The 24,779-nt window shown below is 67.4% G+C and carries 25 protein-coding genes and 1 pseudogene; 17 read left to right on the top strand and 9 right to left on the bottom strand.

The features are described from left to right. Nucleotides 1-9: 9 nt before the first annotated feature. Nucleotides 10-513, top strand: a complete 504-nt coding sequence (locus AX708_RS10520; RefSeq protein WP_066532765.1) for a TspO/MBR family protein — start codon at nt 10-12, stop codon at nt 511-513. Here the strand turns inward: AX708_RS10520 and AX708_RS10515 are convergent. Then, complete coding sequence (locus AX708_RS10515) at nt 510-1,025, bottom strand: DOMON-like domain-containing protein (RefSeq protein WP_066532764.1); 516 nt, start codon at nt 1,023-1,025, stop codon at nt 510-512. The two genes, AX708_RS10520 and AX708_RS10515, sit on opposite strands and share 4 nt — an antisense overlap. A gap of 77 nt (nt 1,026-1,102) precedes the next feature. Between AX708_RS10515 and tyrS the strand changes: the two genes are divergently transcribed. From tyrS to AX708_RS10490, 5 genes are all read left to right on the top strand, one after another. After that, nucleotides 1,103-2,332 carry a tyrosine--tRNA ligase gene (gene tyrS, locus AX708_RS10510; protein ID WP_066532762.1) on the top strand — a complete coding sequence of 410 codons (1,230 nt, stop codon included), beginning with the start codon at nt 1,103-1,105 and terminating at the stop codon, nt 2,330-2,332. Between the two features lie 99 nt (nt 2,333-2,431). Beyond that, nucleotides 2,432-2,770 carry a PilZ domain-containing protein gene (locus AX708_RS10505; protein ID WP_197426274.1) on the top strand — a complete coding sequence of 113 codons (339 nt, stop codon included), beginning with the start codon at nt 2,432-2,434 and terminating at the stop codon, nt 2,768-2,770. 61 nt (nt 2,771-2,831) lie between these two features. Next, nucleotides 2,832-4,124, top strand: coding sequence for an MFS transporter (locus tag AX708_RS10500; protein ID WP_066532760.1), 1,293 nt, complete (start codon nt 2,832-2,834; stop codon nt 4,122-4,124). After that, nucleotides 4,121-5,041 carry a cysteine synthase A gene (cysK, locus tag AX708_RS10495; RefSeq protein WP_066532758.1) on the top strand — a complete coding sequence of 307 codons (921 nt, stop codon included), beginning with the start codon at nt 4,121-4,123 and terminating at the stop codon, nt 5,039-5,041. The genes AX708_RS10500 and cysK overlap by 4 nt, the downstream gene beginning before the upstream one ends. 125 nt (nt 5,042-5,166) lie before the next feature. Further along, nucleotides 5,167-5,733: a hypothetical protein gene (locus AX708_RS10490; protein ID WP_066532756.1), complete on the top strand. Its 567-nt coding sequence runs from the start codon at nt 5,167-5,169 to the stop codon at nt 5,731-5,733. Nucleotides 5,734-5,774: 41 nt separating this feature from the next. Here the strand turns inward: AX708_RS10490 and AX708_RS10485 are convergent, their stop codons facing one another. The 5 genes from AX708_RS10485 to AX708_RS10465 all read right to left on the bottom strand — a co-directional run bounded on the left by AX708_RS10485 (nt 5,775) and on the right by AX708_RS10465 (nt 10,561). Further along, complete coding sequence (locus AX708_RS10485; protein ID WP_066532755.1) at nt 5,775-6,641, bottom strand: alpha/beta hydrolase; 867 nt, start codon at nt 6,639-6,641, stop codon at nt 5,775-5,777. Nucleotides 6,642-6,739: 98 nt separating this feature from the next. Continuing rightward, nucleotides 6,740-8,545, bottom strand: coding sequence for an acyl-CoA dehydrogenase C-terminal domain-containing protein (locus tag AX708_RS10480; protein WP_066532754.1), 1,806 nt, complete (start codon nt 8,543-8,545; stop codon nt 6,740-6,742). Nucleotides 8,546-8,596: 51 nt separating this feature from the next. After that, on the bottom strand, nt 8,597-9,058 hold the full coding sequence (locus tag AX708_RS10475) for a MerR family DNA-binding transcriptional regulator (RefSeq protein WP_066532751.1): 462 nt from the start codon (nt 9,056-9,058) through the stop codon (nt 8,597-8,599). 32 nt (nt 9,059-9,090) lie between these two features. Continuing rightward, nucleotides 9,091-9,486 (bottom strand): phosphoribosyl-AMP cyclohydrolase, encoded by a 396-nt coding sequence (gene hisI, locus AX708_RS10470; RefSeq protein WP_066532750.1) that lies wholly within the window; start codon nt 9,484-9,486, stop codon nt 9,091-9,093. Between the two features lie 379 nt (nt 9,487-9,865). Further along, on the bottom strand, nt 9,866-10,561 hold the full coding sequence (locus tag AX708_RS10465; protein WP_066532748.1) for a ComF family protein: 696 nt from the start codon (nt 10,559-10,561) through the stop codon (nt 9,866-9,868). A 56-nt stretch (nt 10,562-10,617) separates the two neighbouring features. Here AX708_RS10465 and AX708_RS10460 point away from each other — a divergent pair, with 56 nt between their 5' ends. Further along, on the top strand, nt 10,618-11,385 hold the full coding sequence (locus AX708_RS10460; protein WP_066532747.1) for a hypothetical protein: 768 nt from the start codon (nt 10,618-10,620) through the stop codon (nt 11,383-11,385). On the opposite strand, the gene ppdK is transcribed toward AX708_RS10460, so the two are convergent. The 3 genes from ppdK to AX708_RS10445 form a co-directional block, all read right to left on the bottom strand. Beyond that, nucleotides 11,382-14,048 (bottom strand): pyruvate, phosphate dikinase, encoded by a 2,667-nt coding sequence (gene ppdK, locus AX708_RS10455; protein ID WP_066532746.1) that lies wholly within the window; start codon nt 14,046-14,048, stop codon nt 11,382-11,384. The genes AX708_RS10460 and ppdK overlap by 4 nt on opposite strands. 79 nt (nt 14,049-14,127) lie before the next feature. Continuing rightward, nucleotides 14,128-16,368 carry a glycine--tRNA ligase subunit beta gene (gene glyS / locus AX708_RS10450; protein ID WP_066532745.1) on the bottom strand — a complete coding sequence of 747 codons (2,241 nt, stop codon included), beginning with the start codon at nt 16,366-16,368 and terminating at the stop codon, nt 14,128-14,130. Beyond that, the gene (locus tag AX708_RS10445; protein WP_066532744.1) at nt 16,368-17,300 is read right to left on the bottom strand and encodes a glycine--tRNA ligase subunit alpha; all 933 of its coding nucleotides are present in this window, start codon (nt 17,298-17,300) and stop codon (nt 16,368-16,370) included. The genes glyS and AX708_RS10445 overlap by 1 nt, the downstream gene beginning before the upstream one ends. A gap of 352 nt (nt 17,301-17,652) precedes the next feature. Here AX708_RS10445 and AX708_RS10440 point away from each other — a divergent pair, with 352 nt between their 5' ends. From AX708_RS10440 to AX708_RS10395, 10 genes and pseudogenes are all read left to right on the top strand, one after another. Then, entirely contained in the window at nt 17,653-17,853 is a 201-nt protein-coding gene (locus tag AX708_RS10440; RefSeq protein ID WP_066532743.1) for a helix-turn-helix transcriptional regulator, read from the top strand. After that, the gene (locus tag AX708_RS10435; RefSeq protein WP_066532741.1) at nt 17,850-18,305 is read left to right on the top strand and encodes a hypothetical protein; all 456 of its coding nucleotides are present in this window, start codon (nt 17,850-17,852) and stop codon (nt 18,303-18,305) included. The genes AX708_RS10440 and AX708_RS10435 overlap by 4 nt, the downstream gene beginning before the upstream one ends. Nucleotides 18,306-18,389: 84 nt before the next feature. Further along, on the top strand, nt 18,390-19,403 hold the full coding sequence (locus AX708_RS10430; RefSeq protein ID WP_066532740.1) for a TraB/GumN family protein: 1,014 nt from the start codon (nt 18,390-18,392) through the stop codon (nt 19,401-19,403). Continuing rightward, complete coding sequence (locus AX708_RS10425) at nt 19,403-20,320, top strand: TraB/GumN family protein (protein ID WP_156443506.1); 918 nt, start codon at nt 19,403-19,405, stop codon at nt 20,318-20,320. Before AX708_RS10430 ends, AX708_RS10425 begins: the two co-directional genes overlap by 1 nt. 121 nt (nt 20,321-20,441) lie before the next feature. Continuing rightward, the gene (locus AX708_RS10420; protein WP_066532739.1) at nt 20,442-21,053 is read left to right on the top strand and encodes a 50S ribosomal protein L25/general stress protein Ctc; all 612 of its coding nucleotides are present in this window, start codon (nt 20,442-20,444) and stop codon (nt 21,051-21,053) included. A 93-nt stretch (nt 21,054-21,146) separates the two neighbouring features. Beyond that, nucleotides 21,147-21,728 (top strand): aminoacyl-tRNA hydrolase, encoded by a 582-nt coding sequence (gene pth, locus AX708_RS10415; protein ID WP_066532738.1) that lies wholly within the window; start codon nt 21,147-21,149, stop codon nt 21,726-21,728. 10 nt (nt 21,729-21,738) lie between these two features. Next, nucleotides 21,739-22,245 (top strand): AAA family ATPase, encoded by a 507-nt coding sequence (locus AX708_RS10410; RefSeq protein ID WP_066532737.1) that lies wholly within the window; start codon nt 21,739-21,741, stop codon nt 22,243-22,245. Nucleotides 22,246-22,271: 26 nt separating this feature from the next. After that, nucleotides 22,272-23,264 (top strand): SDR family oxidoreductase, encoded by a 993-nt coding sequence (locus tag AX708_RS10405; protein ID WP_066532735.1) that lies wholly within the window; start codon nt 22,272-22,274, stop codon nt 23,262-23,264. A 67-nt stretch (nt 23,265-23,331) separates the two neighbouring features. Next, the gene (gene ychF, locus AX708_RS10400) at nt 23,332-24,432 is read left to right on the top strand and encodes a redox-regulated ATPase YchF (protein ID WP_066532733.1); all 1,101 of its coding nucleotides are present in this window, start codon (nt 23,332-23,334) and stop codon (nt 24,430-24,432) included. 47 nt (nt 24,433-24,479) lie between these two features. Next, a pseudogene (locus AX708_RS10395) lies at nt 24,480-24,731 on the top strand (alkaline phosphatase family protein); the annotation flags it as partial. Between the last annotated feature and the right edge of the window lie 48 nt (nt 24,732-24,779).

Raw genomic sequence — 24,779 nt, 5'->3', positions numbered from 1 at the left:
TAGACCTCCATGGACATCGACTGGACACCCGCAGCCATCGCCGCAGGCTGGGCGATCATCCTCGGCGGTGCGGGCGGCGCGCTGACCGAGATCGGCCAGTGGTATCGCGACTTGCGCAAACCCCCGTGGCAGCCGCCCGACTGGCTGTTCGGCCCGGCCTGGACGGTGATCCTCGGCCTTGCCGGGTGGAGCTTCTACATCGGCCTGACCGAGGCGCCCTCGCCCGAGGCGCGCACCGGTGTGTGGGCGCTGTTCATCGCCAATTTCGTGCTCCACTTCCTCTGGTCGCCGCTGTTCTTCAAGCTGAAGCGACCCGACTGGGCGCTCGCCGAAAACGTGTTCCTGTGGCTCTCGGTCGTGGGGCTGATGGTGGTGCTGCCGCGCCTCGTTGGCGACAGCTTCGCAGGCTGGCTCAATGTCCCCTATTTCATCTGGGTGAGCTTCGCCTTCGTGCTCAACGGAAAGATCGTCCAGCTCAACCGGCCCTTTGTCACCGGAGCGCCGGTGCGTTAACGCTCGACGATCAGCGCACGGTTGGCTTCGGAATGGAATTCGGGCCTGCCGGGTGGGAAGGCGAGCGCCCAGTACTGCTTGGTGCCGTCCGCCTGCTCGACCACCGCGTTGAGCGCCACCTGCGCCGGAGCGGGCAGGTCGGCTGCAATGCTCGCCTTGAGCACCAGTCCCGCAACGTCATGCGAGCGGGCGATGGCGATGGCCTCGACCGGCGCATCGCGCATCCCTTCGCGGAAGGAATCGAAGTCGTAGGCCGCCCATTGGCCCGAGGGCGAGAGGTTGAATTCGCGGTAGGCCGTATCGCCGAGCGGCTGCCAGAAGATTTCGAAGCAGGTGGTCTGCCAAAGGTTGTCGCGCCGTGCAGGGGTGGCGGCCGGGGGAACGACGATGCCGGGCACAAGCCCGTCGAGCCGGAATTCGGCCTCGCAGCCCTGCGGCGTCGCGGAAATGGCGGCGGTAATGGCGCGGACTGGACCAAGATCGCAGGCAACGTGGAGCATGAGCGCGTGCATCGTCCCTGTGTGCCGCGCGCGCGCGCGCCCGGCAAGCCACTTCACGCCGCGCGCCCCGCCTGTTAGGGCCGCCCGCCATGAGCACCTACGAATCCAGCCTCCTGCGCCTGCTCGACGAGCGCGGCTATATCCACCAGATGACCGACGCGGCGGGCCTCGATGCCCTGGCCTCCCAGCAGGTGGTGCCGGGCTATATCGGATTCGATGCGACTGCGCCCTCGCTGCACATCGGCAGCCTCGTCCAGATCATGATGCTGCGCCGCTTGCAGCAGACCGGGCACAAGCCGGTGGTCGTGATGGGCGGCGGCACCACCCGCATCGGCGACCCGACGGGCCGGGACGAGAGCCGCAAGATGCTCACCGACGAGACGATCGAGGCGAACATCCGGTCGATCTTCACAGTCTTCGACAAGCTGCTGAAATTTGGGGATGGCCCGACCGACGCGGTGATGGTCAACAACCATGATTGGCTCGGGCAGCTGGGTTACATCCAGCTGCTTCAGGAAGTCGGCACCCATTTCACCGTCAACCGCATGCTGACCTTCGATTCGGTCCGGCTCAGGCTCGAGCGCGAGCAGCCGATGACCTTTCTCGAATTCAACTACATGATCCTTCAAGGTTATGATTTCAGGTACTTGTCGCGCGATCTTGGCGTCCGCTTGCAGATGGGCGGCAGCGACCAATGGGGCAATATCGTCAACGGGATTGAGCTTGGCCGGCGCATGGACGGGACCGAGCTGTTCGGCCTCACCACCCCGCTGCTGACCACCGCGAGCGGGGCGAAGATGGGCAAGACCGCAGCGGGCGCGGTGTGGCTCAACGAGGATCAATTGCCCGCCTACGACTTCTGGCAATATTGGCGCAACGTCGATGATGCCGACGTCGGCAAGTTCCTGCGCCTGTTCACCGACCTGCCGCTCGATGAGATAAGCCGCCTCGAAGCGCTTGAAGGCGCAGAGATAAACGCCGCCAAGGTAATCCTCGCCAACGAGGTGACCAAGCTCGTGCGCGGCGAGGAGGCCGCCACTCGCGCCGAAGCCACCGCGCGCGAGACCTTCGCTGGCAGCGGCGCGGGCGAGGATCTGCCGATCATCGCGACAGGGCCCGAAGGCATGCGCCTTGCTGCCCTGCTCACCGATGTCGGGCTCACCGCCTCCAATGGCGAGGCCAAGCGCAAGCTTGCCGAGGGCGCGGTCAAACTCGAGGGCGAGACCGTCTCCGATCCAGCCCGGCTGGTGCTGCCCGAAGAAGGCCAGACCCTGCGCCTCAGCCTCGGCAAAAAGCGCCACGCCCTCGTGACGCGGTAAGCGTTACCCACAAGGCGCATCGCCGGCCTTTACCAATTGTCAGCCTTTCTCCGGCATTTCCCTTGTCTGTGACCCAGACGGAGGGAAGGATCGCGCTACGTGGCTGGTGGAGCTAATCTCAGTGTGACCGACATGCGCCGCGCGGCGCGTCATCCGGTCGACTTTCCGGCGATCGTCGAACACTTCGTGCACGGCGACCTGCACCTGCACATCTGCAATCTATCGGCCCATGGCTTCATGGTCGATAATGGCGGCCAGCTCCAGCGCGGCGACCGCATCATCATCCGTTTGCCGATTGTCGGCCGGATCGAGGCTTATGTCATCTGGACGCGCGACACCCGCGCCGGATTCCAGTTCGAGCGGATCATCCGTCTCGACGATTTCGTCGCGATCATCGACGAGCTTCAGCCCAACCCGCGCCTGCGCCGCCCGCGCTGAGGCAACATAAAGTCGAGGGGGAACAAGTTTCCCCTGCTTGGCAGCATCGCTGCCGCCTGCCATGGCGCGCGGCGTGACCGACGCTGCGACCGAACCTGCCTCCCCGCTCCAGATACCCGATTACCGGCGCTACTGGCTGGCGCGTTTTATGGGCGTGTTCGCGACCATGTCGATGGTGGTGCTGCTCGGCTATCAGCTCTACGCCGTGGCGCGCGACGATTACGGGATGAGCGTGGCCGAGGCCTCGTTCCAGCTCGGGCTGCTGGGGCTGGCGCAATTCGTGCCGCTGTTCCTGCTGACGCCCGTCGCAGGCCTCGCCGCCGACCGCTTCGACCGGCGCCATGTCGCGGCCTTCGCCAACGGGATCGACGGCCTCGTCGCGGTGGTGCTGGCGCTGGCGACCTGGGCCGACGCCTTGAGCCTGCCGATTCTCTTCACCCTCGCCGCCGTCCACGGCGCCGCGCGGGTGTTCCTCGGCCCCTCGATGAGCGCCATCGCGCCCAACATCGTGCCCCCAGCGCTGCTCCCGCGCGCCATCGCGCTGTCCTCGATCGCCTGGCAGACCGCGAGCGTCGCCGGCCCAGCGGTGGGCGGGCTGATCTTTGCGGGCGCCGAATGGCTGCCGCATGCGCTCTCGGCCGCGCTGCTCGGCTGCTCGATGCTGCTGATCCTCACCGTGCGGCCGGTGCGTGCCAAGCAGGACGGGCCGCGGCTCAAGCCGCTGAAGCAGATCACCGAGGGGATGATCTACGTGTGGCGCGAGCGGTTCCTGCTCGGCTGCATCACGCTCGATCTGTTCGCGGTGCTGCTGGCGGGGGCGACCGCGCTGCTGCCCGTCTTCGCCCGCGATATCCTGTTCGTCGGGCCCGAGGGGCTCGGGCTGATGCGCGCCGCCCCGGCTTTCGGTGCCGCGAGCGTAGCGCTGTGGCTCTCCTTCCGTCCGCTGAAGCGCGAGGTCGGGGTCAAGATGCTCTGGGCGGTCGCGGCGTTCGGGGCGCTCACCATCGCCTTCGCCTTCTCGCGATACTTCATCCTGTCGCTGGCGATTCTTGCCGCGATGGGCGCGGTCGACATGATCTCGGTGTTCATCCGGAGCTCGCTGGTCCAGCTCTTCACGCCCGATGACAAGCGCGGACGGGTGTCCGCGATCTCTGGCCTTGCCATCTCCGCCTCGAACGAGCTCGGCGAAATGCAGTCAGGGCTCGCTGCGGCGTTGCTCGGCGCGGTCGGGGCGGTTGTATTCGGCGGCGCGGGTGCGATATTCGTGACACTGGTCTGGGCGTGGTACTTCCCTGAATTGCGCCGCGCCCGCAGCTTCGAGCCCCAAGAGCTCAAACGAGAGGTATCGACATGAAGGCCGACAACATCCTCGCCACCATCGGCGGCACCCCGCATATCCGCCTCGCGCGGCTGTTCCCCGACCACGAGGTGTGGGTGAAGTCCGAGCGCGCCAACCCCGGCGGCTCGATCAAGGACCGCATCGCGCTCGCGATGGTCGAGGACGCCGAGGCGCGCGGGGCCCTGAAGGCCGGCGGCACCATCGTCGAGCCGACCTCGGGCAACACCGGGATCGGCCTTGCGATGGTCGCGGCGGTCAAGGGTTACAAGCTGATCCTGGTGATGCCCGAATCGATGTCGGTCGAACGTCGCCGCCTGATGCTCGCCTATGGCGCGAGCTTCGACCTCACCCCGCGCGAGAAGGGCATGAAGGGCGCGATCGAGCGGGCGATGGAGCTGGTCGCCGGAACCCCGGGCGCGTGGATGCCGAGCCAGTTCGACAATGCGGCAAATCCCGCCGCCCACGCCCGCACCACCGCGCAGGAAATCCTTGTCGACTTCGCCGATAGCCCGATCGACGTGATGATCACCGGCGTCGGCACCGGCGGGCACCTAACCGGCTGCGCCGAGGAGCTGAAGAAGCACTGGCCCGCGATGAAGGCCTACGGGGTCGAGCCCGCGCTCTCGCCCGTCATCAACGGCGGCCAGCCCGGCCCGCACCCGATCCAGGGCATCGGCGCCGGATTCATTCCGGGCAATCTCCACACCGCCGCGATCGACGGTGCTATCACGGTCGACGCCGAGGAGGCCAAGGAAATGGCCCGCCGTGCCGCGCGCGAAGAGGGCATGCTCGTCGGCATCTCGAGCGGCGCGACGCTCGCCGCCATCGCCAGCAAACTGCCCGAGCTTCCCGCCGGCACGCGGGTGCTCGGCTTCAATTACGACACGGGCGAGCGCTATCTCTCGGTCCCCGATTTCCTGCCGGTGGAGTGACCTTGCCCGAGCGGTTGCCGATGCCGGTCGCGAGGCCGCAATAACCGATTCCTTAACCCTGTCGGCGTAACCCTGCGGGACAAGATTGCGCGAGCGATCAGGTCTTTGCCCGGGAAGTGCCGCTCATGAAGTTCATCAAGCTCGAATCGCGTGGCGGCAATTATCTTGTCGTGGCCTCCAACGTAGCCTGGCTGCGCAGCGCCGAGAACGGTCAGACGAATGTCGGCATCGTCGGCGGGCAGCCGCTGCTGGTGGTCGGCTCGATCGAGGAGGTGGCCGAAAAGATCCTCGTGGGCCTCGCCCAAGCCGGGGGGGATGCCGAGCCTTCACCCGCTCCGGCCGCGCCGCCTGCGCCTGTGGCCGCACCGCCCGCAGCGGTCGTTCCCGCGCCCGAGCCGCAACCCGAACCGGTCGTGCAGGCAAGTCCGCCGGAGCCGGAGCCGGAAGAGGAAGCTGAGCCCGAAGCGGAGCAGGAGCTGGAAGCGGTCGATCTCGAGCCCGCACCCGCCCCCGGCCCCGTACCGCAGCCTGCCCCCGCTGCCTCGCAGCGCCCCGTCGCAAGTCCCGCACCTGCCCGCCCGCGCGTCGCCTCGGCGCGTTCGGCGAGCCAGTGGGAACGCCCTGCCTCGGCCAGTCCCAAGAGCCTCAAGATGAAGGTCAGCTCTCAGCGCATGATGGGCATGCTCGACTGACCGGCGGCACCCTGCGCGCCGGGGAACCGGCGAAGCAGGCCTTACCGCCCGGCGATCAGCGCCGCGGCCGCTTCGGCCATGCCGGCGTTGCTGTGCGCGATCCCCGGCACCCGCTCGAGCTGCCAAGCGAAGGGGACACCGGCCGCCGCGGCGGCGGCCTCCCCGCGCGCGAAGAATGCCTGCCCGCGGGCGTAGCGGTGCGGCCCCTGCGCATCGGCCTCGGGGGTCTTTCGCAGATCGGGATCGGCGCGGTCGGTATCGGCCGTGCCGAGCAGCACCATCAGCGGCTTGCCGAGCGCGGCTGCAAGCCCCTCGGCCCCAATCGGCGTTGCACCGAGACCGTAGGGAAAGGCGGTGCCGGAGTCGGGCATGGTGTACCATCCGGCATTGGCAGCAATGGCCCGATCAATCCGCGCCTCGGGCATGAACAGCACGTAGCGGTGAACGAATTGCGCCCCGGCGGAGTGACCGTAGATCGCATAGCGCTCCACCCGCGTGCCGAAGCGCTGGCGGACATCGTCGAACAACGGTTCGATCGCCGCAAAGGACCAGCGGCTGCGCGGGCGCGCTGTGCCATCCTCCTCGGTGAAGTAACCGGTGTTGTAGCCGAGCGAGCCGGGAAAGTCGGCGGCAGCGAATTGCGGGGCGATGACGATGAAGCCGAGGCGCCTGGCATGCGCCGCCCATTCGTCGCGGTAGCGGTCGGCATCGCGGTTGACGCCGTGCATGATGAAGACGACGCGCGTGTCGGGCGTGACCGTCTCGGGCAACTGGTAAAAGACAGGGAGCGGCGGGCCATCCCACCCGCTGAAGACGAAGCGTCCGGCCTGTCCGGTCGCGCCCGCGGCAACGGCGGGTGCCGCGAACATCATCGCGGCCAGCAAAGCCAGAAACCACCGCCGCATCATCGTGCCCGTGCTCCTCTTTCGCACCCCACAAAGCACAGGGGCCGCCATGCAGCAACATGGCGGCCCCGCAATCATACCGGAAATGCGCGGCGAAGGGCTTACGCGGCGGTCGCGAAGGCCTCGGCCGGGAGCTTCATCATGTATTCGCTGCCCGCCTCGAGCTTGCGGCGCAGCGCGCCCGCATCGGGGAGGAAGCGCTCGGCATAGTAATTGGCCGAGACGAGCTTGGCTTCGTAGAACGCCTTGTCCTCGCCGCCCTCGGCAAGCTTTGTCAGCGCCACCTTGGCCATCTTCAGCCAGAAGTGCCCGAGCGTCACGATGCCCATGATATGCATGTAGTGATGCGCGCCCGCGCCGAGGTGATTGGGATTGGTGAAGGCGTTCATCATGAACCACTGCGTCGCCGCCTTCTGCTCGCCCAGCGCCTTTTCGAGACGCTCGGCGACAGGAGCGAGTTCTGCCACCTGCTTGGCGGCGGCAATTTCCTCGTCGATCATCGCGAAGAAGGCCTGGATCGCCTTGCCGCCGCCAGCGGCGAGCTTGCGGCCGCACAGGTCCATCGCCTGCACGCCGTTGGCGCCTTCGTAGATCATCGCGATGCGGCTATCGCGCACGAACTGCTCCATGCCCCACTCGCGCACATAGCCGTGGCCGCCATAGACCTGCTGCATGTTGTTGGCGATGTCATAGCCCTTGTCGGTGCCGTAGCCCTTGATGACGGGGGTCATCAGCCCGATCAGCAGGTCGGCCTGCTCGCGCTCTTCCTCGGTCTGGGCCTTGTGGGTGAGATCGACCTGGAGCGCGCCCCACAGGCACAGGGCGCGCATCGCCTCGGTGAAGACCTTGGCGTCCATCAGCATGCGGCGCACGTCGGGGTGGACGAAGATCGGATCGGCCTTGGCCTCGGGCTCGGCCGGGCCGGTCAGCGCGCGGCCCTGACGCCGGTCGAGCGCGTAGGCGACGGCGTTCTGGTAGGCGACCTCGGCCTGGGCATAGCCCTGGATGCCGACGCCGAGGCGGGCTGCGTTCATCATGATGAACATCGCGGCCAACCCCTTGTTCTCCTCTCCCACGAGGTAGCCGGTCGCGCCGTCATAATTGAGCAGGCACGTGGCGTTGCCGTGGATGCCCATCTTCTTCTCGATCGACCCGCAGGTAACGCCGTTGCGCAAGCCCGGATTGCCGTTCTCGTCGAGGATGAACTTGGGCACGATGAAGAGCGAGATACCCTTGGTCGAATCCGGCGCGCCCGGGGTCTTGGCCAGCACCAGGTGGATGATGTTGCTGGTGAGGTCATGCTCGCCGGCCGAGATGAAGATCTTGGTGCCGGTGATCGCATAGGTGCCATCACCGTTCGGAACGGCCTTGGTGCGGATCATGCCGAGATCGGTGCCGCAGTGCGGCTCGGTGAGGTTCATCGTGCCCGACCATTCGCCCGAGATCATCTTGGGCACGTAAGTGGCCTTCTGCTCGTCCGAACCCTTGGCGAGAATCGCCGAGACCGCGCCGTGGGTGAGGCCCGGATACATCGCGAAGGCCTGGTTGGCGGTGCCGGTATACTCCTCGAGCACGAAGCCGAGCACATGCGGCAAGCCCTGCCCGCCGAACTCCTCGGGCTGGGCAAGCGTGCCCCAACCGCTTTCGACATAGGCCTGGTAGGCCTCCTTGAAACCCGGGGGCGTGGTGACCGAGCCGTCTTCGTGCCGGGTGCAGCCATGCTCGTCGCCCGCCTGGTTGATCGGCGCGAGCACCTCGGCGCAGAACTTGCCGGCCTCGTTGATGACCGTCTCGATCATATCGGGGGTGGCGTTCTCGAAGCCCGGCAGATTGCCGTAGCTCGCCAGATCGAGCACTTCGTTGACGATGAAACGCGTGTCGCGGGTGGGCGCGGTGTAGGTCGGCATCTGTGGATCCCTCTGGTATGCGGACGGGTGAAACGGGTATGGCCTAGCGCATCAGCGCAGATCGAGCTTTTCGATTTCGGCCACGAAGTCGGTCAGTTCCTTGATCGAGCTGTCGATGTCGTCGCGCTGCGCCTTCAGCTTGGCGATATGCGCGCGGCATTTCTCGATCGTGACGCGGCGCTGTTCGACACGCCCGTCGTCGAGATCGTAGAGGTCGATCATCTCGCGGATTTCGGTCAGCGAGAAGCCGACATTCTTGGCGCGCATGATCCACGCGAGGCGCGCGCGGTCACGCTTGGAATAGACGCGGGTGAGGCCGACGCGCGCGGGGCTGATCAGCCCCTCGTCCTCATAGAAACGCAGCGCGCGCGCGGTGCAGCCGAACTCCGAGGTGAGGTCGGAGATGGTGAAGTGCTCGCGCTCGTGGACATCCGGCCGGTCGAGATGCGCACCGTTGCGGCGCGGTTCGGCGGCGGGATCGACGGCGGCGGTGGATGCGGGAGCGGTAGCCATGTCCCGCGCTCTACCTTACGTTTACGTGAGCGTCAAGTATCCTTGCGCCGGAGCGCCACCCCGCCCTCGCCCGGAATCACTTCGCGGTAAAAGCAGGAACGCGCGCCCGTGTGGCAGGTGGGGCCGGCGGGCGTGGCGCGAATCAGCAGCGCGTCCTGATCGCAGTCGGTCAGCACCGTCTCCACGGCGAGGACATGCCCCGAAGTCTCGCCCTTCATCCACAGTGCCCCGCGCGATCGCGACCAGAAGTGCACCTTGCCGGTCTCGAGCGTCTTCGCGAGCGCCTCGGCGTTCATGTGCGCCACGACCAGCACAGTGCCGTCCGCAGCATCGACCACGACCGCGGTCAGAAGCCCTGCGGCATCGAATTTGGGAGCAAAGACAAGGCCCTTTTCGCGCTCTTCGGAAGTGAGGACGGGATCGGTCACTGAGGCAACTCCAGGATAGTGCGGAGGCGGCTCATGCAAGGATTGTTGCAACCAGACAACAGCAAGTCACAAAAAATTGCCCCCGCCAAGGTTTCGTCTTCCGCGTTAGGCAACTCGGTGGAAGAAAGCCTGCGGAGCCTTCGCAAGGGGTTCTCCACTCGAACACGCGGCACCGCCCGGTGCCGGGTTCAGGGGGTGACCGGACCGCGAAACTGGCAGCGGGGTGCCAGCGCGACCGGTTGAACGATAGGGACTGGATCCCGGCAGCGAAGTTAGGGGGTCGCTGCCATTGCCCTTTGGGGTGGATCCGCACCGTTTCGTCACGTGGCGCCCAGGGTCGAAAGACCTCGGGCGTTATGTGTTTACGGGGCCCGGAGGCTCAGGGATGCGCGAGCTTGTGGTCTTCCTCCACCCGCGCAAAACACGCGATCGCGATGCTCGAAGGCGCCGCGCCGGCAATCGCGGAAAGGCACGCGCGGCTCGTTGCTCCGCTGGTGAGCACGTCGTCGACCAGCACCACGTCGCGCCCCCGGACCCGCGCCGCCGCGCCCGGGGCGAGGCGGATCGCCCCGGTCAGCACCCGCTCGCGCGCCTCGCGGCCCAGCCCGCCGAGGTTTGGCGTGCGCCGGAACCGCACCAGCGCCGCCACCGCCACTTCGCCCTTGCCCTGCTTCTGGAGCGCCTGCGCAAGCAGAGCCGCCTGGTTGAACCCCCGGCTCCACAGTCGCCAGCGGTGGAGCGGCACCGGCACCAGCAGCGGCGGCGCGCGTCCCGCGAGCGGCTCGGGCATGCGCGCCGCAATCAGCCGCGCCAACAGCCCCGACAGCGCAATCCGTCCGCCGTGCTTGTAGGCAAGCACCAGCTTTCGCGAGGTTTCGTTATAGTAGGTCGCGGCATAGACCGGCACCGCGTGGCCGGGCGATTCCGGGTGCTCGGGCACCTCGAGCGTGCTCCAGCAATCGGTGCACAGTCCCGCCTGCGCAGCGATCGCTGCTCCGCACGCGGGGCAGCGCGGCGGATAGATGAAATCCACCAGGGGCGCGAAATGCCGGGCAAGGTGAGCGACCACTGCCATCGCGCGAGTGTCGCATGGCTTGCGCTCAAGAGGCAAGCGCGGCAGGGCGTCGCCGCATGACCGCCGCCGCCGTTCCCACCATCTTCGCCGAACATCGCCGCGTGGCCCGCGCGCTGCGCTCGTCCGCGCGCCTGCGGTCCCGTGCGGATGCGGCGCACTTCCTCGTCGACGAGATGGCCGAGGACATGATCGAGCGGCTGAGCTTCGTGCGCCATGCCCCCGCGCGGGCGCTGCTGATCGGCGGGGCACCGGCCATGCTTGAGGCCCATCTGCGGCAGGGCGGCGGCGAGGTCGCCGTCGATCTCACCGGCAATCCCGCCGAACCCCTCGCGGGCAGTCCCTTCGATTTCATCGGCGTGATCGGCCAGCTCGATGCCGTCAACGATCTGCCCGGCGCGCTGATCCACCTGCGCCATGCGCTGACCCCCGGCGGGCTCGTGATCGCGAGCTTCATTGGCGGGCAGAGCCTCCCCGCCCTGCGCGCCGCGATGCTGGCGGCTGAGCCCGACAGGCCCGCAGCCCGGCTTCACCCCATGGTCGATGCCCGCGCCGCGCCCGGCCTGCTCCAGCGCGCCGGGTGGAAGGACCCGGTGGTCGACACCCATACTCTGAGCGTGCGCTATTCCTCGCTTGACCGCTTGGTGAGCGACCTGCGCGATCAGGGCCTCGGCAATGCCCTCGCCAAACCTGCCGCGCCGCTCGGGCGGGCCGCCCTCGCCCGCGCCCGCGCTGCCTTTGCCGCGCGCGCCGAGCCGGACGGCAAGACCCCTGACATCTTCGAGATCGTCACCCTCACCGGGCGGCGGTCCCTCGCCGGGACCTAGGCCTTCTTCAAGGCCGCCTGCGCCGCCGCCAACCGCGCGATCGGCACGCGGTAGGGCGAGGCGCTGACGTAATCGAGGCCCACGCTCTCGCAGAAGGCGATGCTCGCCGGATCGCCGCCATGCTCGCCGCAGATGCCGAGCTTGATGTCGGGCCGCGTCTTGCGCCCGCGCTCCGCCGCCAGTTCGACCAGCTGGCCGACGCCCTCGATATCGAGGCTGACGAAGGGATCGCGTGGGAAGATGCCCTTGTCGACGTAGACGCTGAGGAACCGCGCCGCATCGTCGCGGCTGACGCCCAGCGTGGTCTGCGTCAGGTCATTGGTGCCGAAGGAGAAGAACGCGCCCTCCTCCGCGATCTCCCCCGCCATCAGCGCGGCGCGGGGCAGTTCGATCATCGTGCCCACGAGGTAATCGACCCGCGTGCCGGTCTCGGCGAACACGGCTTCGGCCTCCTTGTCGACCAGCGCCTTGAGGATCGCGAGTTCGCGCTTGGTGGCGACCAGCGGGATCATGATCTCGGGCAGCGGCGCCGCGCCGCTTGCCTGCTTCACCGCGCAAGCCGCCTCGAAGATCGCGCGCGCCTGCATGGCGTAGATCTCGGGGAAGGTGATCCCGAGGCGGCAGCCGCGGTGGCCGAGCATCGGGTTGAACTCGTGGAGCTCGCCCGCGCGGCGCTTCAAGTGATCGACCCCGAGGCCGGTCGCATCCGCCAGCTCGGCGAACTCCTCGTCGGCATGGGGGAGGAATTCGTGGAGCGGCGGGTCGAGCAGGCGGATCGTGCAAGGGAGCCCCGCCATCACCTCGAAGATCGCGGTGAAGTCCGCGCGCTGCTCGGGCAGCAGCCCCCCCAACGCCCGGCGGCGGCCCGCCTCGTCCTCCGCGAGAATCATCTGGCGCACCAGGCTGATGCGCGAGGCTTCGAAGAACATGTGCTCGGTGCGGCACAGGCCAATGCCCTCGGCCCCGAACTGGCGCGCCATGCGACAATCGTCGGGCGTTTCGGCATTGGTGCGCACCTTCATGCGCCGCAAGCTATCGGCCCAGACCATCAGCGTCCCGAAGTCGCCCGCCAGCTCGGGCTCGACCGTGGGCACGATGCCGAGCATCACCTGCCCCGTCGCCCCGTCGAGGGTGATGGCATCGCCCTCCTTGAGCTCGGTCGATCCGATCCGCAGCGAGCGTGAGGCGCGGTCGATCGACACCGCCCCAGCCCCCGAGACGCAAGGCCGCCCCATCCCCCGCGCCACGACCGCCGCGTGGCTCGTCATCCCGCCGCGGGCGGTCAGGATGCCCTGCGCGGCGTGCATTCCGTGGATGTCCTCGGGGCTGGTCTCGACGCGCACCAGGATCACCTTCTCGCCGCGGCCCGCCCACTGTTCGGCGGTGTCGGCATCGAGCACGATCTTGCCCGCCGCAGCGCCCGGCGAGGCGGGGAGCCCGGTGGTCAGCACGTGCCGTTCGGCCTTGGGATCGAGCGTCGGGTGGAGCAGCTGATCAAGCGCCATCGGATCCACCCGCCGCACCGCCTCGCGCTCGTCGATCAGGCCCTCGCCCACCATGTCGACCGCCATCTTGAGCGCGGCCTTGGCCGTGCGCTTGCCCGAGCGGGTCTGGAGCATCCACAGCTTGCCGCGCTCGACGGTGAACTCGATGTCCTGCATGTCCTTGTAGTGGAGCTCGAGCAGGTCGAACACGCGGGCGAGCTCGGCATAGGCCTCAGGCAGCGCCTCCTCCATCGAGAGCGGCTTGGCCCCTGCCGCCTCGCGCGCGGCCTTGGTGAGGTACTGCGGCGTGCGGATGCCCGCGACGACGTCTTCCCCTTGCGCGTTGATGAGGTACTCGCCGTAGTAGGCCCGCTCGCCGGTGGCGGGGTCGCGGGTGAAGGCGACGCCGGTGGCGCTCGTCTCGCCCATGTTGCCGAAGACCATCGCCTGGACGTTGACCGCGGTGCCCCAGTCGCCCGGGATGTCGTTGAGCCGCCGGTAGACCTTGGCGCGGTCCGAGTCCCAGCTGTCGAACACCGCGCGGATCGCGCCCCACAGCTGCTCGGTCACGTCCTGCGGGAAATCGCGGCCCAGTTCCTCGGCGACGATGCCCTTGTACTCGCCGACCAGCGCCTGCCAGTCTTCGGCCGCCATCTCGGTGTCGTTGTAGAAGCCCTTGTCTTCCTTGGCGATCTCGAGCGCTTCCTCGAACAGCCCGTGATCGATCCCGAGCACCACATCGGAATACATCTGGATGAAACGCCGGTAGCTGTCCCAGGCAAAGCGCGGATCGCCGGACGAGACCGCCAGCCCCTCGACCGTCGCATCGTTCAGCCCGAGGTTGAGCACCGTGTCCATCATCCCCGGCATCGACACCCGCGCGCCCGAGCGGACCGATACCAGCAGCGGGTCCGCCGCATCGCCGAAGCGCTTGCCCACCGCCGCCTCGACATGGGCGAGCGCGTCCGCCACCGCCGCCTTCAGACCATCGGAGAAGCCCGCGCCATCGCGCAGATAGGCCACGCATTCCTCGGTGGTGATGGTGAAGCCCGGGGGCACCGGCAGGCCGATGCTCGCCATCTCGGCGAGGTTCGCGCCTTTGCCGCCGGTGACGGTCTTGTCCTTCTGTCGCGGATCGGTGTGCGCGGCGCTGCCGCCGAAGGGGTAGACTGTTTGCACGTCACATCATCCTGTTAAGCAGCGGCGGCACAAGGCTGAACCGTGAGACACGTGAGACACTGTACAGAGGCGGAAATCCTCACCCCTCGATACGGCTGAAATCTGCTACCCGGTGCACCGCATCGCGGAAACGCGCGAGCAGGGCAAGGCGCGCGGCGCGCTTGTCCGCGTCGGGGTCGTTGACGGTCACCTCTTCAAAGAACCGGTCGATGGGAGCGCGCAAGGTGGCGAGCGCAGCCATGGCATCGGCGAACTTCTCGGCCTCCACCGCCGCGGCAGCGCGCGGGGCGGCGGCGTCGAGCGCGTCGATCAGCGCCTTTTCCGCTTCTTCGGGCGTGTAGGAAAGTGCTGAATGCGCGCGGGCTTCTTCGGCGAGGATGTCGCCCACGTCGGGATCGTCGACCATGGCGAGCGGGTCTTCCTCGCCGGTCTGTGCAATTCCGTCATTCCGGCGCAGGCCGGAACCCAGTTCCGCGCCCTCGTTCTGGGTCCCGGCCTGCGCCGAGGAGACGAGGTAGTTCTCTTTCTTGAGGATGTTCGCCGCGCGCTTGTAGCCCGCGAGGAGATTGGCGCCGTCCTCGGTGGTGACGAAGGCCTGCAGCGCATGGACGCGGGCGAGCAGGCGGACGAGATCGTCCTCCCCGCCGAGCGCGAAGACCGCGTCGATCAGGTCGTGGCGGACGCCAGCTTCGCGCTGCTGGACCTTGAGGCGGTCGGCGAAGAAGGCACCCAGCCCTTTTTCGGTATGTCCGAAGAAGACCTTCTCAAACTTCTCCTGATCATCCTCGACGGCCTTAAGGAGGACATCCTGCATTCGGAATCGAAGCGAGTTTGCAAGGACCAATGAGATCACCGCAATTGCCGCTCTGCGAAGTGCGAACGGGTCTTTCGAGCCGGTGGGAGCCTCATCGATCAAGAAAAACTGGCAGAGGCTATCCAGCTTGTCCGCCAGCGACACCGCCACCGTCACCGGCGCAGTGGGCACATCGTCCCCCTGCCCGACCGGCTTGTAGTGATCGCGGATCGCGTCCGACACTTCCTGCGGCAGACCTTCCTTCGCCGCGTAGTAGCCGCCCATCAGGCCCTGCAATTCCGGGAACTCGCCGACCATCTCGGTAACGAGATCAACCTTGCACAGGGCAGCTGCATTCTGAACGTCATTATACAGCTTGGTCTTGGCCTGCGGGGTATCCTCGACTGGTTTCACGATGTCAGCTTCAACCAACCAGCGCGCCAGCTTCGCCACCCGCTCGACCTTGTCGGCGACGGTGCCGAGCTTCTCGTGGAAGGTGATGCGCGACAGCTTCTCGGCGTGAACCGCGAGCGGGGTCTTCTGGTCCTGCTCCCAGAAGAACCGCGCATCGCTAAGGCGCGCAGCGAGGACCTTGCGGTTGCCGTCGACCACCACAGCGGGGTCAAGCGGATCGATGTTCGCGGTGCAGACGAAGGCGTTGGCGAGCTTGCCCTGCGCATCCTCGCACACGAAATACTTCTGGTTCACCCGCGCGGTGAGCTGGATGACTTCGGGCGGCACGTCGAGAAACGCCTCGTCGAAGCGGCCGAGCAGGGGAACGGGGTATTCGGTGAGGCCAGCGTTCTCGACCACCAACCCCTCGTCGGCGACAAGCGTAAGGCCCGCTTCGGTGGCGGCGCGTTCGGCGCCCTCGCGGATGAGGCGGCAGCGCTCGGAGAAGTGGACGACCACATGTGCTGCGCGCAGGGTTTCGATATAGGTCCCGGCGTTGGCGACTTCGACGGGGCCGGAATGGTGGAACCGGTGCCCCATTGTCGTGCGCCCGCTCGCGATTCCGTCGATTTCGCAAGGGATCACGGCATCGTCGAGCAAGGCGATGATGCCCGAAAGCGGCCGTACCCAGCGCAAGCTTTCCGTGGTGAGCGAAGCGGCGCCCCAGCGCATCGACTTGGGCCAGGGGAAGGCGCGGATGATCGCCGGGATCGTTTCGGCCAACACCGCAGCGGTCTCGCGGCCCGGCTTCTCCACGACCGCGAACCAGACGCCGTCACGCTCGGTCAACTGCTCGGCGGTGAGGCCCATCTTGCGCAGGAAGCCTTCCAGCGCTTGCGGCGGCGCACCGACCTTCGGCCCCTTGGTTTCCTCGCTCACCGCTGCGGTCGCAAGCGGCAGGTCCTTGGCGATCAGCGCCAAGCGGCGCGGCGTGGCAAAGGTTTCGACCGAGCCCGCCGACAGGCCGGCCTTGGCCAGCGCATCGGTGAACAGCCGCGCCAGATCCTCTTTGGCCTTGGGCTGCATCCGGGCAGGGATTTCCTCGCAGCGCAGTTCGAGCAGGAAGTCGGCCATCAGACGAGGCTCCACCCGGGATACTTGGCCTGCCAATCGGGCGTCATCTTCTCGGCATAGGCCTCGCAACTGGAGCGCGCGAGGTCGCGGACGCGGCCCATGTAGCTGGCGCGTTCCTGCACCGAGATCACGCCGCGGGCTTGCAGGAGGTTGAAGACATGGCTCGCCTCGATCGCCTGCTCGTAGGCGGCGATGGGGACGCCTGCGGCGAGCGCGTTGCGGCACTCGGCCTCGGCCTTGGCGAAGAGGTCGAACAGCGCTTCGGTGTTGGCGACCTCGAAGTTCCACTTGGACATCTGGCGCTCGTTCTCGAGGAACACCTCGCCATAGGTGACGCCGGCGGCGTTGAAGGCGAGGTCATAGACGTTGTCGACGCCCTGGATGTACATCGCGAGCCGCTCCAATCCGTAGGTCAGCTCGCCCGCGACCGGCTTGCAATCGAAGCCGCCCATTTGCTGGAAATAGGTGAACTGGGTGACTTCCATCCCGTCGCACCACACTTCCCACCCGAGACCCCAGGCGCCGAGTGTCGGCGATTCCCAGTCGTCCTCGACAAATCGGATGTCGTGCGCCAGCGGGTCGATCCCGATCGCGGCGAGGCTCTTCAGATAGAGCTCCTGAATGTCGGGCGGCGAGGGCTTCAGGATCACCTGATACTGGTAATAGTGCTGGAGCCGGTTGGGGTTCTCGCCGTAGCGCCCGTCGGTCGGGCGGCGGCAGGGCTGGACGAAGGCGGCGTTCCACGGCTCCGGCCCCAATGCGCGCAGGGTGGTCGCGGTGTGGAAGGTGCCGGCGCCCATGCGCATGTCGTAGGGCTGGAGGATGACGCAGCCTGCCTCGGCGCTCCAGAAGTCGTGGAGCGTCAGGATCATGTCCTGAAACGAGCGCGCGGGGTCGCGCGGCGCGGGGGTGTAGAGGGGTGCTACGCTCATGGCGGCTCGCCATGGCCGAACGTCCTGCAAGCGTCAATGCCGCGCCGCAGCATGAGGCGGCGAAAGGCGCGCGCAGAGGTGCGTTTCCCTCGGCAAACAGGGCGTCTGCCAATCCTGATAGTCACGAAGGTACGACACAAAGTCAGGTAGGCTTGACATAGTCAGCGAATCGCGACATATAGTCAGTATAACCTGACACGAAGTCGGGTTGACCTGACGGAGAATTCTGATGCCCAACCTGCAAAAAAGCGTCTGCGTGAAGCAGTGGCAGCTGTTCGTCATGCTCGGCATGAGCGGCTTTGCCGTGGGCAACATCCTTGCCAAGCTGACCACCGCGCTGGGTTTCTGAACCGTGAAGAACCGCCTCAAGGTGCTGCGCGCCGAGCGTGACTGGAGTCAGGCGGAACTCGCCGGGCGGCTGGATGTCTCGCGCCAGGCAGTCAACGCCATCGAGACCGGCAAGCACGACCCCTCCCTCCCCCTCGCCTTCCGCATCGCACGCCTGTTCGACATGCGGATCGAGGACATCTTCGACGATGGAGACCTCGCATGATCTGGAACAGCAACGAGGAGCCGCGTGGTCCCGGCGAGGCGCGTACCCGCCAGCGCCAGCGGCGCCAGATCCTCTATATCGGTCTCGCCGGCGTCATCGGCGGCGTGATCGGCGGGCTCACCGGCGTCTTCGACCAGGGCGACGGCAGCCTCTTCACGGGCGACTGGGAAAACCTGAAGCTCCCCCCGCTGCTCGCGCTCGGCCTCGTCGTGCTGCTGATCGGCGGCTTCGTGGTGCTGCCCCTGTGGGGCTTCCGCATGATCGACGATTACAAGCGCGAGCAGAACCTCGTCGCCTTCACCGGCGGATGCGTGTCGGTGCTGGCCGGATATCCGGTCTGGGCGGTGCTCTATGCCGGGGGCTTCACTCCGCCGCCCCATGCCTTCGGGATCTTCGGGGTCGCCTATGTCTCGATGATCGCCTCCTTCCTTTATGCCCGCTGGCGGCTCTGACCCCTGCCCCGTCGTGCCAGCATCCTTGTTCACCTGACGTAACTCGCTCAAACCCCACAACCTGAACCAGAAGGAATGACTGCAATGAAACTCTCTACCCTGCTCGCTCTGACCGCTGCGCCCTTCGCCCTGTTCGCGGCGAGCCCGGTCCTCGCCGACGACCAGGCCGGCCAGACCGCGCCGGCCGCTGCCGCCACCGGCAATGGCCCGGCGCTGTGGAAGGTCGCCGACAAGGACACCACCATCTACCTCTTCGGCACTGTCCACGTCCTGCCCCAGGGCCTCGAATGGTACGATGCGACCATCGCAAAGGCGCTTGACGGTTCGGACATTCTCGTCACCGAGATCCCGATGGACCCGGCGAGCGAGGCGGCCATGGGACAGCTTGCCCAGAAGAAGGGCGCGCTGCCGGCCGGCACCACCCTGCGCTCGCTGCTGAACGACGAGCAGAAGGCGACCTACACCGCCGCGCTCAACCAGCTGGGCAGCAAGATCGAGGCTGCGCAGCTCGCCCAGGCCCCGGCCGAAGCCCGTGCCCAGTACGAGGACGCCAAGGCCAAGGGCCTGGTCCCGCCTCCGGGCGAGATGCTGGCCACCCAGTTCGATGGGATGAAGCCGTGGATGGTGGGCCTCACCATGTCGCTCCTGCCGCTCACCTTCGAAGGCTATGACCCCCAAAGCGGCGTCGAGAAGGTGCTGCTTGGCAAGGTCGGCGCGAAGACCACCGGCGCGCTCGAGACCGCCGAGTTCCAGCTCGGCATCTTCGACGGCATGCCGCAGGACGCGCAGGTCAACTTCCTGATCGAGGCCGCCAAGTCGATCGACGAAACCAAGCCGATGCTCGACCGCATGGTCGCCGAGTGGATCGAGGGCGATGCCGACCAGCTCGCTGCGGTCATGAACGAGGGCATGGACGATCCCAAGGTCGCCGAAGCGCTGCTCTACAGCCGCAACCGCAACTGGGCCGAATGGATCGACACCCGTCTCGACCAGCCCGGCACCGTGTTCATCGCGGTCGGCGCAGGCCACCTTGCGGGCGCCAAGAGCGTGCAGGACTACCTTGCCCAGAAGGGCATCAAGGTCAGCCGGGTCAAGTAATGGCAGGGTCTGCCGGGGCGATGGTCTTGCGGTGCGCCGCGGGGATCATCGCCCCCTTCCTCCTCCTTCTGGCTGCCGGGTGCAGCGATGTCCCCGGTGAGCCCGCAGAGGGTCCGGTCCCGCCCGCCCCGCTGCTCTACGAAATCGCTTCGGCCGATGGGTCGGTGGAGGGCTGGATGGTGGGCACCATCCATGCCCTCCCCGCTTTTGCGCGCTGGCGCACGCCGGCCATCGAAACCGCCGCCAAGCGCGCCGACCTGCTGGTGGTCGAGATCGCCACGCTGGACGATGACGCCGCGCTCGCCCGCACCTTCGCCAACCTGTCGCGCAGCCCCGGCCTTCCCCCGCTCGACGAGCGGCTCCCGCCAGACCTGCGCCCGGCGCTTGCAGCACTGATGGAGCGCGGCGGCATCGTGCCTGCACAATTCGCCGGAACCGAGACCTGGGCCGCCGCGCTCACGCTTGCCCGGATCGATACGGTCGGCGACCCTGCCAACGGTGTCGACCGCGCGCTGATTGCCGATTTTGAAGACCGCCAGGTGCGCGAGCTCGAAGGCGCGCCCGCCCAGCTTGCGATCTTCGACCGCCTGCCCGAAGCGGCCCAGCGGGCCATGCTCGCGGCCGTGGTCCGGGACAGCGCGGCCACCGCCAGCGACCCCGAACGCCTGCAACGCGCCTGGCTCGCAGGGGATGCGGAGACGATCAAGGCCTCGACCCGCGAAGGCGTGCTCGCCGATCCGACCGTGCGCGAGGCGCTGCTGACGGCGCGCAACCGCCGCTGGGCAGCGGCGCTCGGGCCGATGCTCGCCGGGGCGCCAAGGCCGCTGATCGCGGTCGGCGCCGCGCACCTCGTGGGGCCGGAGGGGCTCGCCGCGCTGCTCGAGGCGCAGGGCTACCGCATCAGGCGGATTTCCTAAACGGGTTGCCTTTCGGGCCATCCCCCTCTAAGGGCCCGCGCTTCGGCGCTTCCGGTCATCCCTGGAGGCGGTCGCGCCGTGATGAAGACTTCAATCAAACACGCATTCGAAAGGCATCCGTATGAGCGAGACTCTTACCCTGCCGGCCGAAGCGCGCGAACGGGCTGGCAAGGGAGCCTCCCGAGCACTTCGCCGCGAAGGTCGGACCCCTGCTGTCATCTATGGCGGCAAGGAAGAACCCACCCTGATCCACGTCGAGCAGAAGGAACTGGTGCGTCAGCTGATGACCGGCCACTTCATGAACTCGATCGTCAACATCGAGATCGGTGGCAAGACCGTCCGCACGCTCCCCAAGGATGTCGCCTTCCATCCGGTGACCGACCGTCCGACCCATGTCGACTTCCTGCGCCTGACCGGTGACAGCAAGGTCGAGGTCTCGGTGCCGGTGGTGTTCGTCAACGAAGACGCCTCGCCGGGCCTCAAGAAGGGCGGCGTGCTCAACATCGTGCGTCACGAACTCGAACTGGTCTGCGCAAGCGATTCGATCCCCGAAGAGATCCACATCGACGTCACCGGGCGCGACGTGGGCGAATCGATCCACATCAGCGACGTGACCCTGCCCAGCGGCGTGACGAGCGCGATCACCGATCGCGATTTCACCATCGCCACGCTGGTAGCCCCTTCCGCGCTCAAGAGCAGCGAAGGCGACACGACGCAGGCCGACTTCGCCTAATCCGCGCGCCGGTTCTTCGGTATCCGAACGCCGGGCTTCCTTCGCGGGAAGTCCGGCGTTTCGTTTTGTGCGGGGGATAGCTAGGGGAACGTCATGCAAATCTGGGTCGGCCTCGGAAATCCCGGACCGCGCTATGCGCTCCACCGGCACAATGTCGGGTTCATGGCGGTGGACGTGATCGCCGACATGCATGACTTCGGCCCCGTGCAGAAGAAGTTCAGCGGATGGGCGCAGGAGGGGCGGATCGGAACGCAGAAGGTGCTGCTGCTGAAGCCCGCCACTTTCATGAACGAGAGTGGCCGAAGCGTCGGCGAGGCGCTGCGCTTCTACAAGCTGGGCACCGATGCGCTCACCGTGTTCCACGACGAGCTCGATCTGGCCCCGTTCAAGGTCAAGGTGAAGCAGGGCGGCGGCCATGCGGGGCACAATGGCCTGAGGTCCATCGACCAGCACGCCGCCAGCCTGGGGGCCCCGGACTACCGCCGCATCCGCCTCGGCATCGGGCACCCGGGGCACAAGGACCGGGTGACCGGCCACGTCCTCGGCAATTTTGCGAAGACCGAGGAGGACGACCTTGCCGCCATGCTCGGCGCGGTGGGTGCGGAGGCGGAATGGCTCGCCGAAGGCGATGACGTGCGTTTCATGAACGATGTTGCGCTCAGGATGCAGGGCTGAGCGCCGAGCCGTGCGCCGCGTCCTCATCATCGGCCCCTGCGGTTCGGGCAAGAGCACGTTGGCCCGCGACCTCGCCCCGCGCCTCGGCCTGCCGCTGGTCCACATGGACCAGCTGGGCTGGCAGGCTGGCTGGGTCGAGACGGAGGATGAAGAGCTGCGCGATCGGCTCGAAGCGGTGGTGGGGCGGGAGGCATGGCTGATCGAAGGCCATTACGGCTCCCTTCTTCCCCTCCGCCTCGCACGCGCCGATACCGTCATCTACCTCGACTTCCCGATCCTTCTGTGCCTGTGGCGCCTGGTCAGGCGGATCGTGACGCACCACGGCCGCTCGCGCTCCGACATGCCCGAGGGCTGCCCCGAACGCTTCGATGCGGCCTTCTTCTGGTATGTGGCGACCTGGAACTCCGGCCCGCGCCCGCGCACCGAGGCGAAGCTGAAGCGCTACACCGGCACGCTGGTGCGCCTGCGGGGGCCCGCGATGCTTGCAGACTGGCGCAAAGCCCATAGGCTTGGTTGACCCGCACCCTCCAAAGGAGCCCCCCGATGCGTCTCGACCGCCGCGCCCTGCTCGCCGGAGCCGCCGCCACCGCAGCCCTTACCGCCCGCGCCGCGCAATCGGGCGAGCCGGTCTACAGCCCAGCTGTCAGCCTCAAGGGCACGAGCGTGCTGATCACCGGCTGCTCCTCGGGCTTCGGACGGCTGACCGCGGAGCTGCTGGCGCGCGCCGGGGCGCGAGTGTTCGCCACCATGCGCGGCCTGCCCCGCCCTGAAGCCGACGAACTGACTGCCCTCGCCAAAGCGGAGGGGCTCGACCTCCACGTCATCCCCCTCGACGTGACCGAGCTTCCGCAGGTCAACGCCGCCGTGAAGGAGGCCGAGCGGATCAATGGCGGGCCGCTCGGCGTGCTGGTCAACAATGCGGGCATCGGCATCACCTCGCCGGTCGAGGTTCAGGACATGGAGGCGACCCGGCTGATCTTCGACACCAACGTCTTCGGCCCCCACCGTATGGCGCGCGCGGTGTTGCCGGGGATGCGCAAGGCGAAGCGCGGTCTGATCATCCAGATCTCGAGCCAGCTGGGCCGTGTCATCGTCCCCCATTCGGGCCACTATTCCGCAACCAAGTTCGCGCTCGAGGCGATGAGCGAGCAGCTCGCCTACGAGCTGGTGCCGCACGGGATCGATGTCAGCATCATCGAGCCGGGCGGCTATCCCACCAAGGTGTGGGTCAACCGCAACGCCTATTCGCTGGCCCTGAAGGAACGCTCGCTCGCGGTGCACAGCGCCGGCTATCCCGAACATGTCGCGCGCATGGGGCAGGAGGACGGATCGGGCCGGACCAACGACCCGATGGACGTCGCCCGCGCCATCGCCGCGCTGATCGCCCGGCCCCCCGGCACGCGGCCCCTGCGCCTGCCGGTGAGCGGCGGGGCGATCCCGCAGACCCCGATCAACCGGGTGACGGCCGAGGTCCAGACCGGCTGGCTCGGCAATTCGCCCTACGGCCCGCTGGTGAAGGCGGTGCACGGGCGGTGAGGCTCTAGCCATCCCTTCCCCTCCCCGCTAAGGGCGGCGCTTTCCAGCTAGCCAAGGCACTTTCATCATGGGTTTCCGTTGCGGGATCGTCGGCCTGCCCAATGTGGGCAAGTCCACTTTGTTCAATGCGCTCACCGAGACGCAGGCGGCGCAGGCGGCGAACTATCCCTTCTGCACCATCGAGCCCAATGTCGGCCAGGTCGCCGTCCCGGACGAGCGCCTGCAGAAGATCGCCGCCATCGCCAAGAGCGCCAAGATCATCGAGACGCAGCTCGGTTTCGTCGACATCGCAGGCCTGGTGAAGGGCGCGAGCAAGGGCGAAGGGCTCGGCAACCAGTTCCTCGGCAATATCCGCGAGGTCGATGCCATCGTCCACGTGCTCAGGTGCTTCGAGGATGACGATATCCAGCACGTCGCCAACAAGGTCGATCCGATTGCCGACGCCGAAGTGGTCGAGACCGAGCTGATGCTGTCCGATCTCGAAAGCCTCGAAAAGCGCGTCCCCGCTGCTGCCAAGCGCGGCGCGGCGGGCGACAAGGAGGCCAAGGCGATGGCGAGCGTGCTCGGTCAGGCATTGGAGCTGCTGCGCGAAGGCAAGCCCGCCCGCCTCACCGTCCCCAATGACGACGAGGAAGCGCGCCTGTTCAAGCAGGCCCAGCTGCTCACCGCCAAGCCCGTCCTCTACGTCTGCAACGTCGCCGAGGAGGACGCCGCGAACGGCAACGACCTCTCCGCCAAGGTTTTTGCGAAAGCCGCCGCCGAGGGTGCAGAGGCCGTGGTGGTCTCCGCCGCGATCGAGGCCGAACTGGTCGCCATGCCCGAAGAGGACCGTGGCGAGTTCCTCGAAGCCTTGGGCCTCACCGAAAGCGGCCTCGCCCGGGTGATCCGCGCCGGGTACAAGCTGCTCGGCCTCAAGACCTTCTTCACCGCCGGCCCCAAGGAAGCGCGCGCCTGGACCTTCCCCGATGGCGCCAAGGCCCCGCAGGCCGCGGGCGAGATCCACTCGGACTTCGAACGCGGCTTCATCCGTGCCGAGACCATCGCCTACGAGGACTACATCACCCTCGGCGGCGAAGCGGGCGCGAAGGAAGCGGGCAAGCTGCGGCAGGAAGGCAAGGAATACGTGGTGCAGGACGGCGACGTGCTGCTGTTCAAGTTCAACGTCTGAGCACGCGCCGTCTCGCATTTGTCGCGAGGGCCGATTAGGGGCGGGCCATGCGCACCATCCTCGCCCTGATCGCCCTCCTGTTCCTCCCCGCCGGCCTCGCCGCCAAGGAGGCCCCGCGCCCCGTCACCGTCCTCATCGGCATCGACGGCTTCCGCGCCGACTATCTGGAGCGCGGCGTCACCCCCCGCCTCGCCGCGCTGGCCAAGGCGGGCGTCACCGGCCCGATGCGGCCGAGCTTTCCCACCAAGACCTTCCCCAACCACTTCGCGCTCGTCACCGGCTACCGGCCCGACCGCAACTGATGTCGTGGACGGCTCTCCACCCCGCGGGGTAATTTCTGCGGATCA

It is taken from the genome of Erythrobacter sp. CCH5-A1 (assembly GCF_001557115.1).
Classification (GTDB): domain Bacteria; phylum Pseudomonadota; class Alphaproteobacteria; order Sphingomonadales; family Sphingomonadaceae; genus Erythrobacter.
Note: the sequence above shows the minus strand (reverse complement) of the source record. Positions and strands in the feature narration are given on the sequence as shown.

What these genes read in the sequence shown, in the direction of transcription:
- AX708_RS10520 (WP_066532765.1), top strand. Translation starts at nt 10, where the DNA reads ATGGACATCGACTGGACACCCGCAGCCATCGCCGCAGGCTGGGCGATC.
- AX708_RS10515 (WP_066532764.1), bottom strand. Translation starts at nt 1,025, where the DNA reads ATGCACGCGCTCATGCTCCACGTTGCCTGCGATCTTGGTCCAGTCCGC.
- tyrS (WP_066532762.1), top strand. Translation starts at nt 1,103, where the DNA reads ATGAGCACCTACGAATCCAGCCTCCTGCGCCTGCTCGACGAGCGCGGC.
- AX708_RS10500 (WP_066532760.1), top strand. Translation starts at nt 2,832, where the DNA reads ATGGCGCGCGGCGTGACCGACGCTGCGACCGAACCTGCCTCCCCGCTC.
- cysK (WP_066532758.1), top strand. Translation starts at nt 4,121, where the DNA reads ATGAAGGCCGACAACATCCTCGCCACCATCGGCGGCACCCCGCATATC.
- AX708_RS10490 (WP_066532756.1), top strand. Translation starts at nt 5,167, where the DNA reads ATGAAGTTCATCAAGCTCGAATCGCGTGGCGGCAATTATCTTGTCGTG.
- AX708_RS10485 (WP_066532755.1), bottom strand. Translation starts at nt 6,641, where the DNA reads ATGATGCGGCGGTGGTTTCTGGCTTTGCTGGCCGCGATGATGTTCGCG.
- AX708_RS10480 (WP_066532754.1), bottom strand. Translation starts at nt 8,545, where the DNA reads ATGCCGACCTACACCGCGCCCACCCGCGACACGCGTTTCATCGTCAAC.
- AX708_RS10475 (WP_066532751.1), bottom strand. Translation starts at nt 9,058, where the DNA reads ATGGCTACCGCTCCCGCATCCACCGCCGCCGTCGATCCCGCCGCCGAA.
- AX708_RS10465 (WP_066532748.1), bottom strand. Translation starts at nt 10,561, where the DNA reads ATGGCAGTGGTCGCTCACCTTGCCCGGCATTTCGCGCCCCTGGTGGAT.
- AX708_RS10460 (WP_066532747.1), top strand. Translation starts at nt 10,618, where the DNA reads ATGACCGCCGCCGCCGTTCCCACCATCTTCGCCGAACATCGCCGCGTG.
- glyS (WP_066532745.1), bottom strand. Translation starts at nt 16,368, where the DNA reads ATGGCCGACTTCCTGCTCGAACTGCGCTGCGAGGAAATCCCTGCCCGG.
- AX708_RS10445 (WP_066532744.1), bottom strand. Translation starts at nt 17,300, where the DNA reads ATGAGCGTAGCACCCCTCTACACCCCCGCGCCGCGCGACCCCGCGCGC.
- AX708_RS10435 (WP_066532741.1), top strand. Translation starts at nt 17,850, where the DNA reads ATGATCTGGAACAGCAACGAGGAGCCGCGTGGTCCCGGCGAGGCGCGT.
- AX708_RS10430 (WP_066532740.1), top strand. Translation starts at nt 18,390, where the DNA reads ATGAAACTCTCTACCCTGCTCGCTCTGACCGCTGCGCCCTTCGCCCTG.
- AX708_RS10425 (WP_156443506.1), top strand. Translation starts at nt 19,403, where the DNA reads ATGGCAGGGTCTGCCGGGGCGATGGTCTTGCGGTGCGCCGCGGGGATC.
- AX708_RS10420 (WP_066532739.1), top strand. Translation starts at nt 20,442, where the DNA reads ATGAGCGAGACTCTTACCCTGCCGGCCGAAGCGCGCGAACGGGCTGGC.
- pth (WP_066532738.1), top strand. Translation starts at nt 21,147, where the DNA reads ATGCAAATCTGGGTCGGCCTCGGAAATCCCGGACCGCGCTATGCGCTC.
- AX708_RS10405 (WP_066532735.1), top strand. Translation starts at nt 22,272, where the DNA reads ATGCGTCTCGACCGCCGCGCCCTGCTCGCCGGAGCCGCCGCCACCGCA.
- ychF (WP_066532733.1), top strand. Translation starts at nt 23,332, where the DNA reads ATGGGTTTCCGTTGCGGGATCGTCGGCCTGCCCAATGTGGGCAAGTCC.